The organism is Photorhabdus luminescens subsp. luminescens, assembly GCF_001083805.1.
Classification (GTDB): domain Bacteria; phylum Pseudomonadota; class Gammaproteobacteria; order Enterobacterales; family Enterobacteriaceae; genus Photorhabdus; species Photorhabdus luminescens.
Genome location: NZ_JXSK01000007.1, coordinates 100,289 through 116,852 on the forward strand (window position 1 = coordinate 100,289; position 16,564 = coordinate 116,852).

At 38.7% G+C, this 16,564-nt stretch carries 7 protein-coding genes; all 7 read right to left on the reverse strand.

All coding sequences use genetic code 11. From position 1 onward, the window contains the following. Positions 1–7: 7 nt before the first annotated feature. The 7 genes from TI10_RS16315 to TI10_RS16345 are packed head-to-tail and all read right to left on the reverse strand — an operon-like array spanning position 8 to position 16,540. Positions 8–466 carry a GNAT family N-acetyltransferase gene (locus TI10_RS16315; protein WP_049584454.1) on the reverse strand — a complete coding sequence of 153 codons (459 nt, stop codon included), beginning with the start codon at positions 464–466 and terminating at the stop codon, positions 8–10. Between the two features lie 21 nt (positions 467–487). Next, the gene (locus TI10_RS16320) at positions 488–3,622 is read right to left on the reverse strand and encodes a non-ribosomal peptide synthetase (protein WP_162202297.1); all 3,135 of its coding nucleotides are present in this window, start codon (positions 3,620–3,622) and stop codon (positions 488–490) included. A gap of 23 nt (positions 3,623–3,645) precedes the next feature. Beyond that, on the reverse strand, positions 3,646–3,978 hold the full coding sequence (locus TI10_RS16325) for a darcynin family protein (RefSeq protein ID WP_049584456.1): 333 nt from the start codon (positions 3,976–3,978) through the stop codon (positions 3,646–3,648). 5 nt (positions 3,979–3,983) lie between these two features. Then, positions 3,984–4,715 carry a thioesterase II family protein gene (locus TI10_RS16330; RefSeq protein ID WP_074525000.1) on the reverse strand — a complete coding sequence of 244 codons (732 nt, stop codon included), beginning with the start codon at positions 4,713–4,715 and terminating at the stop codon, positions 3,984–3,986. A 60-nt stretch (positions 4,716–4,775) separates the two neighbouring features. Continuing rightward, entirely contained in the window at positions 4,776–10,562 is a 5,787-nt protein-coding gene (locus TI10_RS16335) for a type I polyketide synthase (protein WP_053093468.1), read from the reverse strand. Positions 10,563–10,579: 17 nt separating this feature from the next. Continuing rightward, positions 10,580–15,052: a non-ribosomal peptide synthetase gene (locus tag TI10_RS16340; RefSeq protein WP_049584458.1), complete on the reverse strand. Its 4,473-nt coding sequence runs from the start codon at positions 15,050–15,052 to the stop codon at positions 10,580–10,582. A gap of 60 nt (positions 15,053–15,112) precedes the next feature. After that, a complete protein-coding gene (locus TI10_RS16345; protein WP_049584459.1) occupies positions 15,113–16,540 on the reverse strand; it encodes a serine hydrolase domain-containing protein in 1,428 nt (475 codons plus the stop codon). Positions 16,541–16,564 lie beyond the last annotated feature (24 nt).

The window sequence follows — 16,564 nt, forward strand, 5'->3', positions numbered from 1 at the left end:
AAATTAATTAGCCATTCCACTTCATTGTAATTTCTAACTCACCAGTATGTTCATCTACACCTTCCTTTTCCTCTATAAAGCCATTCATTTTATAAAAATCTCTCGCCAGTTTGTTTTTTGAATAAACGTTAAGCACCAAATCACTTTTTTTACCAAAAGCATCTAATAGTAATTTCTTGCCAATCCCTTTACCTTGAAAATCAGGATGAACAAATATTGACGCGAGAATATTATCAACCAAACTGATGAACCCAACAATTTCATCATTATACTTTGCAACCACAGTTTCAGCGCCAGGAATATATATTTTTATCATATCTTCCTTACATGAGTGCCAAAAACTCTCGCTAACAAAGTTATGGCATTTGATTGAAGCAAGATACCAAATATCTACAACCTTTTTTATTTCTTCAACATCACCATTTAGCTCTGTTAAGACAACGTTTTTAACATAATTTGCAGTCATTATTATTTATCTCCATATTTATTAATTAACAAAACTGACTCTTTTCTTCATTTTTCCACGACGTTCCGCCAACCGGTCTCGTCTCGACATAGATTCTTCTTTATTGACCAAATTTATTTCCTGTTTTTCACCAGATTCAATATATGAAATAAGAGTCGCCATATTCGTGTATGTAAAGAAGTCAACCACTTTTAACGGGAAAGGCAGGAACTCATTTAAAACATTTGTGATTCTAAGCAGTTTTATCGAATTAGCCCCTAAATCAAAGAAACTGGTCTTAAGGTCTATTTGATCTATCTCTAAAATTGAAGAAAACACTTCAAGCACTTTATCTTTATAGCTTGAACGCTCTAAGTCAGCAATATTTGGACTTGTTAAATCAAGATCAGGCAGGCTTGCTAAATCGACTTTCCCATTTGTTGTCAATTTAATTTCATCGACAGATTTAAATATGCCAGGCACCATGTAGCTAGGAAGAGATTCAGATAAATAATGCCTTAGATTATTCTCTTGAATATCTTGATCAGAAACGTAATAGGCAACTAGCTGATCTTCTCCATGAATCTTCTTAATAACCACAACGGCATTACGGCATGCGTCATATGACTTTATCTTTGTCGCTATTTCATCTAGCTCAATTCTATAACCTCTCAATTTTATTTGATTGTCCACTCTACCAATATATTCAACATCACCCTCGCCGTTAAAGAAAGCCAAATCTCCTGTTTTATAGAGTTTTGATTGCTGGTCAAAGGGGCTATCAATAAATTTTTCAGCCGTTAAATCTGGCCGATTCAAATATCCTCTGGCAAGAACGTTTCCACCGATATAAATCTCACCGGGAACACCTATTGGTTGAGGGTGTAAATTCTTATCTAAAATATATATTTTAGCGTTATTAATTGGTCTACCAATGGGAACAATCGGGTTTTCTTTTTGATCTTTTTGATATCGATAGATCATGCAACCAACCGTTGCTTCCGTTGGGCCATATTCATTATAAATAGTGACTCCTGGCTTTAACTTATCTGTAATTTCTTTACACAATTTACTTTCTAACTGTTCACCACCCAGAATAAATGTCTGTAGTGAACTGTTATTATCGCAGATCTGATTGAGTAGATTTAATTGCGAAGGTGTGATCTTGACATGACTTATACTTTGGTTTTTAGCAACATCTTGTAAGGCTTCAAATGATTCTTTAGCGATAATTTCTATTTCTCCGCCAGAAATTAGCGGACACCAAATAGAAGTCACGGTTAGGTCAAACGCCAGGCTGGTAAATAAAGGATAAACTGAACGATAACCATCGGAATGATAGGCACTAATCGCCCAGTAAATATAGTTCATAACCGTGTGGTGTTCCAACATCACCCCCTTTGGCTCTCCGGTAGACCCTGAGGTAAATATCGTATACACAAGGTCATTTTCAGAGTATGCCAAACTTGGTAGCTGGCTGTCACCCTCTTTTACCTCTGACAAACTGAGCAAATCGTCATGGTAAATAATATGTTTAATGCCATTAGATAAGATCTTATTCACTCGTTCTTCAGGCGTGGATATATCTATCGGGACATACGCAGCGCCTAACTTATTTATCGCAATTAACAGCGCTATGGTATGAATGCTGGCACGGCATTTAACTGCAACGAACTCTTGATGCTTAACGCCTTTTAAGTAGAGATTTTTTGCAATTTGGTTAGATAGCTCATCAAGTTGCGCGTAAGTAACGCGAGTACCTTGCTGTCTAATGGCGATATCGCCTTGATATTTTGCCACAGCGGCCTGCCACGCTAAAGTTAAATGAGCAGGCCCCGGTAATGAAGCATCATTATTATTAAAATCAATAACTATCTGATTATATTCTTTCTCATCCAAGAAACAGAGTTCAGATAAAGCCTTTTCTGCATTATAAGCTATCGCTTTTAATACTCTCGTGAACTGTTTCAGGATGCCACTAATAAAATATTGTTCGTATTTTTCGGAATTATAACTGAGTTTTAAAATCGCGGAATCAAGCAAATTAACTTCTAAGCTCAGATCGAAATTTGTGGTTTCAGATGTTGTATATGAAAGAATATCCACACTTGTTGACAGCTCTTGTAATCTTCTCGCAATTGGGTAATTTTCTATCACCACAATACTATCAAAAAGATTATGCTTTATTTTATTAACGCTTTGTATTTCAGATATTGGATACTCTTTATAACCATCCCTATCCAATATACTGGCTTGTACTCTCTTCATGATGCTTAAAAGCGTCGTTTGACTGGAGAGATTATCGATTAATAATGGTGGTGTTTGAATATATAAACCAATACTATTTTCAATGCCGGGAATTAAATTATCTCTACCCGATACTGTAGTACCAAAGCAAATAGATTCCGAATCATTATACTTTGATAAAACAATTGACCAGGCAGCGTATATTGCAATAGCAAGCGTAAATCCATTTCCTTTACAATATAACTCAACTTCGTTTATTAGATTTTTATCTAATGTACATTCAACTTTACCTACTCCTTTTGAGAGTAAATTTTGTTTACTTGGTAAGCTAATTGCTGCGTCTTGAGATATGGCGCCAGTCCAAAATCCTCTTGCTTCATTACATTGCTTAACTTTATTTAAGTGAATAATATAATCTTCATAATCAAAAATTTTTCCAACACATTTTAATTGAGGATGATCATAATAATCCCAAAGTTGAGTTATTAATAGCCCCAGACTCCAACCATCCATACAAATGTGATGATATTGAACATGAAATATATAATTATCTTCGCTTACTTTATATAAGTTAATTTTGACTGGACAATGTTCTAAATCAATTTCAGTTTTTTGAGAAATTATATCATTAATATTTTCTTGAGCTGCCCTATAGCGATTATTTTCAAATGTTCTGAAATCTATGTGAAGCGGTTTATCCTCAAAAATAATCTGAACTGGATGGCTTAACCCTTTCCAGCGATAAACCGTTCGTAATGCTTGATGTTCTGATACCACTCGGTTCCATGCAACTGCTAATTTCTTTTCATCAATCAGACCAGCAATGGTTAAGGTAAAGTTTGTCACGTAAACATCTTTGCCTCCCTCTTCAATGGAATGATAAAGCATTCCTTCTTGCATTGGACTTAAAGCGACAATGTTATAATTCACAGGCATTTCTTAATCCGTCCATTTCATGACAATTTATGCGACTTATATATTTCATGGGCATTTTCTATGCCCATAAATATATTGGAAATTTTCAAATACCCATCTGATATTACTGTTGTATTGCGCATATCCTGGAGCATACAGTAGTAATGTTCTAAGCTTTCCGTCTCAATAATAACAATATCTTGAAAATCAGCAGAAAACCCTTCCGAGTCTACTGTTCTAAGACTAATAGAATCATTGTACTTGACTAGAATTTCAGGCAGCGATTCATTCTGCAATTGCTCTCTTTGAGAACGATTTAAAGCATTCCATTTATCACTAAAAACCAATGTCAAAATAATTACATATTTCATATAAATCACCGATTGAAATTCAGATCGTTTGCTATTTTCTTTATCAAGCCACTTGGGAATTTATTAAGGTAAAAATGGTCCCCATCAAAAGTACTATGAAGGAATTCACCACTTACGTAATCTTTCCAACAAGAGATCATTTGAGGCGTTACTACCGCATCATATAGGCCAGAAAAACTATGAACTGTCGTTTTGTCGCTAACTTCCAAATCGCTCATACGCCAGGATTCTATTATTCTAAAATCACTCCTCACAATATCTAACATCATTTTCATCACCACCTGATCGTCACAAAAGTCCTTCGAACCGCCCAATTTCTCAAGATATTCGATTAACTCATCATCATTGAATGACGCGCGAGATAAATTCTCTTTATTTTTTAAGTGTGGGGGTTTGAAAGCCGAAATACCTAACCAAACCGGGGGAATAGCTAAACTCTGTAACCTTAGCGTTAATTCATACGCTATCAGGCCCCCCATACTATGGCCGAAAATGGCAAATGGCTTATCCGTCTGAATTTGATTCAAAAATAACTCGATGACCTGCTCCATCGATTTCGGCAGCGGCTCACCAAAACTCATCCCTCTTCCCGGCACTTCAAGAGCGATACATTTTATCCAACCCGGCAGCAAATGCTCCCAAGATCGATAAAGTATGTGCGAACCACCCGCATGGTGAATCGAATAGAGCCGAATATCTGCATTTTTGCTATCGTTAATATCTATAAAATTTTTCATATTTTTAAATAATGTCAATAAAATGGAGTATGAGTATGTTTTACTCCATTTATCAATCCATTAAAAGTTAAATTCTAAAAGACTTTCATCTTTAGGAGTGTCCAAATTCACTTTTGCATGTTTAAAATATTCAGCAATAGCAACATTCGGATGACTTAAGAGATCATCGACCAAATTAATATATCGCTCTATGAAAAACTTAATCTTTTCGCTTGTAAATAATTCACTCTTGTATTCAAAGCTAAACTCGTATCCATCATTGATTTCTTTCACAAAGAACGCCAGGTCAAATCTGGAACTCTGTTGTTCTATTTCATATCGGCTTAACTTCAAATTAGGCATCTCAAAATCAGCCATGCCAATATTCATATATGAGAATACGGTATCGAATATCGGCATTCTATTTTTCTTAGGCTTTATATTTATTGCTTTAACTATTTCTTCAAATTGAATATTTGAATTATCAAATGACGAGATAACAATATCAGAAACCGAGTTAACTAAGTCCCTAAAAGTCATCGATTCATCAAAATCAAATGGAATTGGAAGAAGGTTGACAAACATACCTATTACATCTTGTAACTCACTTTGTGGCCTACCCAATATTGGCGTTCCAATACAAAATTCCATTTGCTTTGTTAAATCAGCTAATAACAAGTAGTAAGTAGAGATGAAGATCATGAAGTTAGTTGCACCATCGCTACTGAATTCATTAACCAGCCGTTCGGTAGTTTCATTTGCTAAATAGAAGTAAAGCCTTTCCCCACCATCATCTGTTATCTGTTCCCGATCAAAATCATACGGCAGTTGAAGTTCTGGTATATTTTTCAGTTTTGCTAGCCAAAAGTCTTTTTGTGCTAATACTCGGCAACTATTTGCTATTTCACTTTGCCAAATAGTGTAGTCTTTATACTGTATATTGAGAGGCGTTAATTTTACGCCTTGATATATATCGAGAAAATCTCTGACAAAAATATCCTGAGAGAGACCATCAGATATGATGTGGTGAATGTCCAAGAAAAATAGATATTCATATTGTTTTAATTCAATAAGAATTGGCCTAATTAGCGCATCTTTATGCAGGTTAAATGGTTTTATTAAGCGCTTGATCTGCTCTTTAACTTGAAGCGGACTTAATCCTTCTGTATTGAATTTAATATGTTTAAGTTCAACAATGGGCTCTTTGTGACATTTTTGTCTCGGTTCACCATCAACTAATACTATCGAAGTTCTCAGCGATTCATGTCGTTGTATTAACTTCCGTAGAGTTTCACTGAATTTTGGGATATCCAAATGACCGACAATATTAAAAACTGCGGTTTCATTATAAGCCACAGATCCTTTATCAAACATTTGTTGTAAATAAATACGTCTCTGGCCGGGAGATAATGGATAAGAATCCTGTTCAGCAACGGGCTGAATTGCCTGATACCCTGACGTTTCAGATTGAGCTCCAGCAAATTCGGCGATCTCTTTAACCGTTGGGTGTTTGAAGAAATATGTCAGCGGCACATCAATACTACAGCTCTTGTGTATCTGCGATAGTAAAGTGATCGCTTTGAGAGAATTCCCGCCTAAATCAAAGAAATCATCCTCTATACCTAGCGGTTTAATACGTAAAAACTCTTGCCATATTCCAACCAGTTTAGTTTCAATCTCGTTACGAGCAGTAATAAAGTTACATTCAAGATCTGGCCGGCATGAGTACTCTTTATGCCTATTATCACTCCCTTGCTCTTCAAGTTGACTTGGTTTAGACCATTGCGTAATGCGGGCATTGATATCAGCAGTCGAGATAATCAAAGCGTCTTTTTCTTGATAATTGAGCACATCTGCCAGTAATAAGATACCTTCTTCTTTCGTTACCAATAAATGCGACAAACTGGCGCCAATTTTCTCATTAATGTCACTTTTTACCGCGACTTCCCATCCATCCCAATTAATTAATGTCCAGTTATTCTGGTGACATTGGTTGTGCTGAATGACAAACGCATCTAAATAAGCGCTAGCGGCAGCATAAGCATAAAACCCAAGCCCGCCAAGAATTGGAGCAAGTGAGGAAATGACAACACAGAAATCATAGTCAGCTTCTGCTAACGCTTTCTCTAAGACTTCAATGCCTTTTTGTTTAGCTTCAAGGTGCGCCTTGATATAAGCCTTATCAGTTTCAATAATAGATCTTAGTGAAGCCTCTCCGGTAATCCCCGCTAAATAGAATACGCCATCTATCTTGCCATGATTTTTAATGACGTTTTGAACGAGTTCAGACATTGCATCCAGATCTTTCGCGTCAGCCTGGATAAGCTGCAATGAGGAAGCCTGTTTATCTATTTGTTGCCAGGAATTGTCCAAATGAGAGCTAGAGCGCGAAGTAATAATTAAATTAGCTTGATATTCTTTAGCGAGGTAATTTGAAAATGTTTTACCAATAAAGCCCGCGCCGCCAATCAGTAAGTAAGTTCCTTCTTTTTTCAGGCAAGCGTGATTTCGTGTAGCTAAAGGCACATAGGGAACGAAGTCCTCACACCATCTTCTGTTATTACGATACGCAACAGTCTCGTTTCCACCAGATGCAATTTCAGCAAGTAGCTTTGTCGCCCCGCAATCTGTCGCCATATCGCCAACATCGATAGCCCGACAAGATAAATCCGGGAACTCTTGACGGATCACGGTGCTTATTGCCATAACTGCCGCTGATGATGGATCAATGCTCTTTTCATTACATATCACGACGGCATCTTTCACCAGAAAAGTGACATTTTTAATGGTGCTGTTGGCTACTTGCGCACGATACGACTTTAAGAGATTAAGAATTTGTGACAACAATTCATCGACCGCCAGCGCTGAGTCAAGACAATCAACAATAACGTTTGCCACGGAAGTATTACTCTCTGCGAGTAACTTAAAGAATTGAGTAAAGTCTTCCTGATTATCTGATCTAATTTGGCTCTCCCCATCCAGATCAAAAACCTTTTCGTTGCTCACACGAATCTTTATTAATTTTTTGTAATAACATTGTAGGCTACGCGCCATACAGCATGTTTGTGTCGGTGTATGACTGAACCGTAGCAACAGCGTTGTTTCATCGCTTGATTGCACATTTGATGTGCTCAACGGCTGTTGTTTCCAAGCATGTTGATAAAACCAATCAGACATCCGCCCTTTTCTTTCAACGTTTCTCTCTGCTTTCATTGCATCTGGCGCGTTAGAGAAAATATTCAGGAAGTTTGTTTCCTTGGGCCAAAAAACGCGTCTATCGAACGCATATCCCGGCAATGGGATACGCCGGCAATCATCGGTAAATCGTACTTTATGCCAGTCAATCTGCACTCCCTGTTGCCAAAGTTTACCTAACGCCCCCCAATAGGAATAAGGCAGATCTGGCGCTTTGATCTCTTCTGGCAGTAACTGGATAAGGACATTATAACCCTCTGGAGAGAGATATCTCCGGGCCAGATTGATCAGATCTCGGCCAGCGCCAACTTCAATAAAAATACAGGCTTTGTGTTTCTCAATCAGGTACTCAAATCCTTTGACGAAGCAGACTGTGTGCTCAGCCTGTGCTGCCCAGTATTCCGTTGAAGTCGCCTGCGCGGTGGTTAACGGCAATCCCGTCACGGAAGAGATGAGCGGGATCTTTGGCGCGCTGAGATTAAACTGAGCTATTACAGCCTGGAGCGCGCCATTAATCTGTTTCATCGCTGGCGAGTGCGCCGCATGCTTAGATTTGATTGGAGTGGTCAGAATGCGCTTTTTCTTGAGGATCGCTGTGAATTCTTCGATGTTTGCTGCCGATCCCGAGACCACACACGAATCTTTATTATCAATCGCCACAGTTACCCCTGCCGGGCATATAGCGTTAACTTCTGCAACAGGCAGTGGGATACTCAACATAGCCCCCACCGGCAAATCTTGCATCAGCTTGCCACGCGCAATCACAAAACTAATGGCATCTTCCAGGGAAAACACTTCTGCAATCGTCGCAGCGACTAATTCACCAAAGCTGTAGCCGAGCAAGCTTGAAGGTTGAACGCCAAGTTCCATCAAGCAACGAGAGAGCGCATACTCAACAATAAAAATGGCAGGTTGAGCGTATTTCGTTTTCTGCAATTCATTTGAAACACCATCGGTAAACCACTTTTCTTTCAGAGATTCACCCAAATGGTGAGACGCTATTGCAAGGCAATGGTCAACAATATCCCGAAATTCCGTATGAGTGTCATACAAGGCAAGCGCCATATTGGTATATTGCGCTCCCTGACCGGGCAGCAGAAATATTATTTGATGCTCTGTCCCAGAAGCTTTTATATGTTGGGAACTGGGTTTTCGCAGCGCTTTAATTAAGTCGTCGCATGAGGAAGCAACAATTGATTTTCTATATTTATGATGTATTCGGCCCTGTTGTAATACGTAAGCAACATCAGACAACCTGACATCTTGCTTAGCCTGGAGAAAATCAGCCAAATTATGTTGATTATTGGTAAGTGATTCAGGGGTTTCACCTGAAAGCAAAAACACATTCGGTAATGTCGCGGTTTCTTTCTTGAGAACGATTGGTTCATCTGCTTCCGCTAAAATAATGTGGGCATTCGTCCCGCCAATACCAAATGAACTGACGCCGGCAATGCGTTTCTGGTTTCCTGCAACTGCCCACGCCATTGGTCTATCCACGACTTTGAACGGCGTTTCTTCGATATGTAGCTTGTCGTTAGGCTCGTTATAGTGGAGGGTTGGCGCAAGTTGCTTATTTTTTAAAGACATCACCGTCTTTATGACACCCGCAACACCCGCTGCTTCATCCAGATGCCCGATATTACTTTTTACCGCACCAAGCATGCAGACATGATTCGAGTTTCCGAACGCTTTAGACAGCGCTGATACCTCAATCGGGTCACCTATCTCAGTCGCGGTACCGTGACACTCTATATAGCTAATATCCTCTGGTTCAACGCCAGCCAACATCTGAGCACTGGCTATGACTTCCGCCTGCCCCTGAACACTCGGAGCGGTAAATCCAACCTTGCGCTGACCATCATTGTTTATCGCCGATCCCTTAATCACCGCATGAACATAGTCATTATCTTCAATGGCTCTATCCAAAGGCTTAAGCAACAAAATGCCGGCCCCACTGCCGCCAACAGTACCATTGGAGTTGATGTCGAAAGGTCGGCAATGACCATCAGCCGAACGCACCATTCCTTGCTGATAAAGATAGCCAGACTCTTGAGGTAACGTTAAAGAAACTCCGCCAGCCAAAGCTAAGTCACAATCCCCGCTTAAAATTGACTGACACGCGGTATGAATAGCAACCAGCGACGTTGAACAAGCGGTGTGAATAGCCATGACAGGTCCATTCAACCCTAATCGATATCCCGTTCTGGTAATGATGGACTCAGGTAAATTCCAATTCACGATATCGAATGTTTCAGCAGGCGTGAGCTTGCGCTTTAATAAGCCTGATATCCAGGGAATGTTTGACGCCGCCCCGGCAAATAGACCGATTCTTTCATCACTATTTTGGCCGATATAAGCAGCGTCCTCCAATGCATGCCAACAGCATTCATGTAACAATCGACACTGCGGGTCCATCTTATCAACTTCATCTTTTAAATATCCGAAAAGATGATTATCAAAGGATTTATAATCTTCAAGCGTCGCTTTAGCCGCTACAAAGTTGGGATTATTGATATCCTCTTGTTTATAACCATTAGCCAGTAGTTCATCTTGCGTGAATGTTTTAATGCTTTCTTTCCCTGAGATTAAATTCTGCCAAAACTCCTCTGGGTTTTTAGCATCTGGAAATCGGCATGCCATACCAATTATGGCAATATCAAATGAATCTGTCATAAGTTAATAACCCAAATTTAAATTGAAAGCACAGATAATTCAGAGATTAGTTGTTCAAGTTCGGTATTTGATAATGAAATAGTCGGGAAATCGCTTGGTATATAAAAATCCTTGTCATCATAATTGGTTGAATCAATAAGTTCCTTGAGCTTGCTCGCCATAACATTAATGATATTTTCAATTTCAGGCGCATCTATCAACTGCTCAATATAGCTCACACTCACTTTACACCCTTGCTGCCAATAAATATTAAAATCAAAAGCATCGGTATAGATATTATCCGCACTGGAAATAACATGAGGGTAGATTGACTTGATGTTCACGACCCCTTGGTGAGCCGATCCTGAAAAATCACCTAAATAATTGAACTTCGGCACGTTATGAATAGGGCCTAACTGTTTTTCTGTCGAGCAATGGCGAATGGATTGATAGGCCATACCATTATCATTAACCCGACGCATGGCTATTTTTGTCTTTTTTATATGGGAAGATATATTATCGTCACAGTGGCATATTAATGGATAAATTGAGGTGAACCATCCTATATTATGGCTTAAATCCACTTCGCTCTGTTCTGAATTTCTGCCGATACCTTCAAGTTCAACGGTAAAATTATTTCTATTGAAAATTTTAAATAATGAGTAAGTAAATAATGAAAAAAACAATTCATTGGGTTTGATTTTCAACATTCCACATAATTTGGTAAAACTTTCAAAGTTAACGCCCGCTATTTCACTGGTTAACAAACCGATCGTTAATTTACGACTATATAAGTCTTGATAAGTGAATAAAGGAGAGCCGCTTATTTGCTCTTGCCAAAAACCGATCTCATCCTCGCTGACCGTTTTTGCATAGTGTTCAGTAAAATCAATCCATCTAGCGTAATTGTTATTTTGCTGGCGTAATTTGAGCGGTTGACGATTTAAATGCTGCTCAACAAGCGTATTTAAGTCTGTTATCAAAATACGCCAGGACACGCCATCAATAATCAAATGATGCGCAATAAGCAATAATTCGGTTTCATTACCATCATCAAGGATAATCGCCTGAAATAGCTCAGATTCAGGCCAGCTTGATTCTTCTAAAAGCGTTCTCGCAACACATTCCCGTTGCTCAAACCCCGTCACATTCACTTTACGTGTTTTAATATGCTTCATTCCCTCTCGTACCTGTAAAGTAAAGTGCTTATCTTTTACATAGGTATTCAGGATCGGATGGAATGATATAAGAGTATCTAAGATCTTATCCAGTTCCGTTTGATCCAAGCATGATGGGAGAGATAAAGATAACATCTGGTGGTATATCTCTTTCCTTCCTAACAACAGACCACTAAACCATTTCATAATTGGCGTGGGTGAGAAAGTAGAAAGCTCAACGACTTCTTCTTGCTCCATAAGCGTCGCCCGACTGTCAATATGGCGACACAACAATTTTGGCGTCGGCAACTGGAGCACTTCTTTCGCTGTTACGCTAATGCCTTTTTTCTGTAGCAATGTGACTAATTGAATCGCTTTTATTGAGTCGCCGCCAGATTGATAAAAGTCACTGTATATAGATAACTCTGCGCAACCCAGTACCCGTTTAAATTCTTCGAGCACCGATATTTCTAAGGCGCTAATTTTCTCATTGTCATTAGTACTTATTTTATCATCTTCAAGCTCCAGCAATCTGGCGCTATCAACTTTACCGTTAAAAGTTAAAGGAATTTCGTCAATACATTTGATAAATTGCGGCACCATATAATGGAGTAAGTGACTTGATAAATACTGTTTTAATTCCTCTCCACAGACAGATGATTCCTCCGTTAAAACAACAAAAGCTTTTAAGATTGAGGCGTCAGGATTGGTTTCGTCGACCAGTATAGTTACATCCTGAACATCCTTATATTCCAGTAATTTTGTCTCGATCTCTTCGATCTCAATCCGGCGCCCCCTGATCTTGACTTGCTTATCAATACGACCTAAATAAGTTACTTGCCCAAATTCGTTGCGATAAGCAAGATCACCTGATAAATAGGCTCGTTGTTTTGGATAGAATCTGTCAGTGATGAATCTCTTCTGAGTCAATTCCGAGCGATTCCAATAACCCGCAGACACGCCATTTCCGGCGATAACCATTTCACCTTTCATATACGGAATACAGTGGCGTCCATAACTATCCACAATATATATCTGCGTATTGTCGATAGGTTCACCAATAGACACTGAAACATCGGTATCTTTGGCGGGATCAAACTTGTGAATCATACAACCAACCACGGTTTCTGTTGGTCCATATTCATTGAAAATATCGGCTTTACCACCAAATTGAAGATATGTGTGATTTGCCACGCTGACTTTTAAGTTTTCTCCCCCCACGATAAAGCGCTTAATCGCGCAGTGAGGGCCGATAATTTCATGTTGGATAGCGCGTAAATGTGATGGCGTACATTTCACTACTGTCGCAACACCATCGTGAATAATATCGCTCAGGATAAAGTTTGATGTTTCTGTGTATATTTTAATAGCCGAACCAGCAAGCAGAGCCGGGAACAGTGAAGTCACCGTTAAATCAAAAGTTAGCGGTGTATAATATGCCGCTACATCAGATTTTTCCGGGTAATAAACCTGTGCCGCCCACTGGCAATAATTCACTAGTTCTGGTTGACGAATAATTGTGCCTTTCGGCAAGCCGGTGGAGCCAGAAGTATATATTAAATATGCCTCACTGGTAGGTTCACACCTTATTTGTAAACGTGCCAAATCATCTTGTGGCAAAGTTTCAGACAGAGCCGTACTATCGCAGTAAGCAACATCTGCTGGCAATAACGATGCCCCATCATGGTTTGTGATAACTAATGCACATTCGCTATCGGCCAAAATGTATTTTATTCTTTCCTGCGGCAAATCCTTTTCAAGCGGAATATATGTCGCCCCGACGGTCATAATCGCTAATAAAGTCGCGATTTGCTCCGCACTTTTAGGCAGTAAAATAGCAACTCGAGATCCTCCAGAAACCCCGTGGCTTAAGAGATTAGCACTGATTGTTTTCACTAAGATTTGAAACTCTTGAAAAGTCAATGCTCTATTTTCTTCAATAATGGCAAGCCGATCTTTATTACAATCCACACTCTCTTCAAATAACGAGATGATCGTCGCGGTGGTTGGTACAGCATTATTGGGGCCTGTTTCAATCAGTTGAAGATTATGCTTTCTTACTGGCGCAACCATCAGCAACTGACAATATGGATCGGTACTAACTTTATCCAGAATCTCAATTAATAAATTGATGACTGAATCAATCTGCGGCTGCGTATATTCTTCTACCTTGTAGTCACAATATATCTTTGTCGATTTCTCACTTAATAATTCTTTAAAAAGGAATTGAATTGAATATTGCTGTTCGCCAGGGAATATATCTTCAACAATCAGTGGAAATTCCCCCAGAACCAAGTTATATCCAGTGTTGGCGTAGTTGTAGCTAACATCAAACAAATCATTAACCGATGCCCCGGCTCTCGTTTCTTTAACCAACTCGGTGTAATCATATTTTTGGTGTCTGTATATCCGATTGTTATTCTCTAAAGCTGATTTAATTAAACTGGAAAAATCGGTGTATTCATCCACTGCTATTTGTGTTGGAACGGTAGATACCGTCATTGAATTCCGTACCAGATTTATCTTTTTCCTGCCATGAAGCGGTATACCAAAAGAGACTTGTTTATTCCCTGAAAGCCGAGATAGCAAGAGAGCAATAGCCGCATAGTAAAATATGTTTTCTGTGCATCCTAATTTTTCGCAGGCATGTTTTATTCTCTCTGATATCTGATTAGGAATATCATAAATCTTCCGAGTAGCTTGGGTTGAAAGCGTTCTATTACCTAAAATAAAGTTGCTATTCTCTACCTTGCCAGCAAGGAAATTACGCCAAAATAATTTATCCTTATCATATTGGCGACTAGATAAATATTTCTCTTCTAACGCCCAAAAATAGCTTTGATCATCATTAAGCTCACAATGCACAACATCATTTAATTGATGATTATAACACTCACAAATCCTGGCTATAATATTATGCATTGTCACGCCATCACAAACTAAGTGATGTATTTTGATTAAAAAGCCACATTTTGAATCTGACACTTGATACAAACAAAAATAATATAAGCATGTCGCCAAATCCATTTTTTGAGACATGCACTCTGTGCGCCATTGTTCAAATTCTGTTTGTGGATTTTCTCTGTGACGAAAATCAATAAAATCGATATTTTTTCCCACCCGGCTATCTAAAATAAGTTTCGGTGGAATCTCATCATTCAAAGTGAAATTTAAATTTTGGGTTTCTCTAATAACTCTCTGTATCGCATTAGCTAACCTTGGGAAATCTAATTCTGTTTCAACACTACAGGTACCACCAATATTAAACATGCTGGTCCCCGGGTGTTTCAACTCTGTTACCCACACCCCTTTTTGAATCCCTGTCATTTCATATGATTTTCTACTAATAGACATAATTAAATCCGTAAGAAATTTAAATGCTGAACATTTTGAAAAATAAAATCCTAATCAAACTCAATGTACTGAGCGACGACGATATAAAGCGCGAGAGAACAAAGAGAGACAAAGGAGTAAAAGAAGCACCAGAGGAAAATACAAAACCCAAAAACTATTAGGTATCCAGATCATAAATGTCGCCCAAGACAATCCAAGCAACAAATTTGGGAAGGTCAATACGATTAACAGAGCAATGCCGAATACAGTAGATAAAATTGCCGCTTTCCCAACGCCCCAGTTTGAAAGCCAACGTATATTCTTCCATTTTAAGTTTAAATAGATTAAAAAGAGGCAAGCCAAAATCACAAATACACTGATAATGAGAAAAGTTCTATCAAAAGTATCAAATAATTCAAGATCTTTAACGGCATTTAACTCTGTAAAGTCCCCTCCTTGAGCAAGCTGTTGCATTATTTGCTTACCAAGTTCAAAAGTAATGTTGCTGTTAACATTTGCCATCACAGCAACCGCAGCGCCAGAATCCAGATCAACGGAAACATAACTAGAGAAAGTTGGATTCATTCCTGTGTGAAATACTCTATTCCCTTGTTTATACCATCCTAAGGTATATATTGTCTTTTCACTTTCGTTGGTATCGATCCCAAACTTCCCTGAAAATACTCGTTTTTTGGCATCGAGGAGAGCTGAATCTGTATTGCTTACCAAGAACTTTAACCAATTAAGCATATCGGAAGCGTTAGTTTGTATATACCCTGCGGGTACATTAGCCAAAACAAATGGCGCATCGTATGGTCTGGCTTGTAAAAAACTGATTTGATGGCCGATTGCCTTTTTTGCTGCTTCTGGAACAGTGGAGGTCGCCTTCATCTGTAACGGCTGCAAAATATAGGTTTGCAGTAACTGTTGATATGACTGCCCCGAAACTTTCTCCATCATTCTGGCGGCAATATCGTAATTGAGTGTGGCGTATGCATGTTGCTGCCCCGGCATCGTCTGGAGGTTAATCAGCTTAATATCATCGATAACTTGCTCAAGCCCCTTTTGAGGTTGGGAATAGAGCATATCAATGGTTTTAAAAGGCACGCCTGATGTATGGTTGAGCAACTGCAAAAATGTCACCTCAACGCTTTTATTATCATAAGTCGTTTTTATCGAGGGCAATATTGATGAAACTTTGGTTTGAGGAAAAATTTTACCTTCTTCTATCATCTTTGCAGCAATTAAACCTGTAAAAGATTTACTTACCGAAGCCAACTCGAAAATAGTATTTTCATCAAAACTTTGAGTACTACTTTTATTTTCATTTGTTAACAATATTACGTTTGATTTTTGATTCTTATCGACCATCACTATAACTAAGCTTGGTATTTTGCCAAACTCCATATATTGCAAAATTTGACTTTTTAAATTCTCATCTGCCGAATTAATACAGGAAAATAGCAGAAGGAAAACCATAATAAAACACTTCATAACAGCTCCGTTCATATTTAAGGTTCCATTTCACTTCAC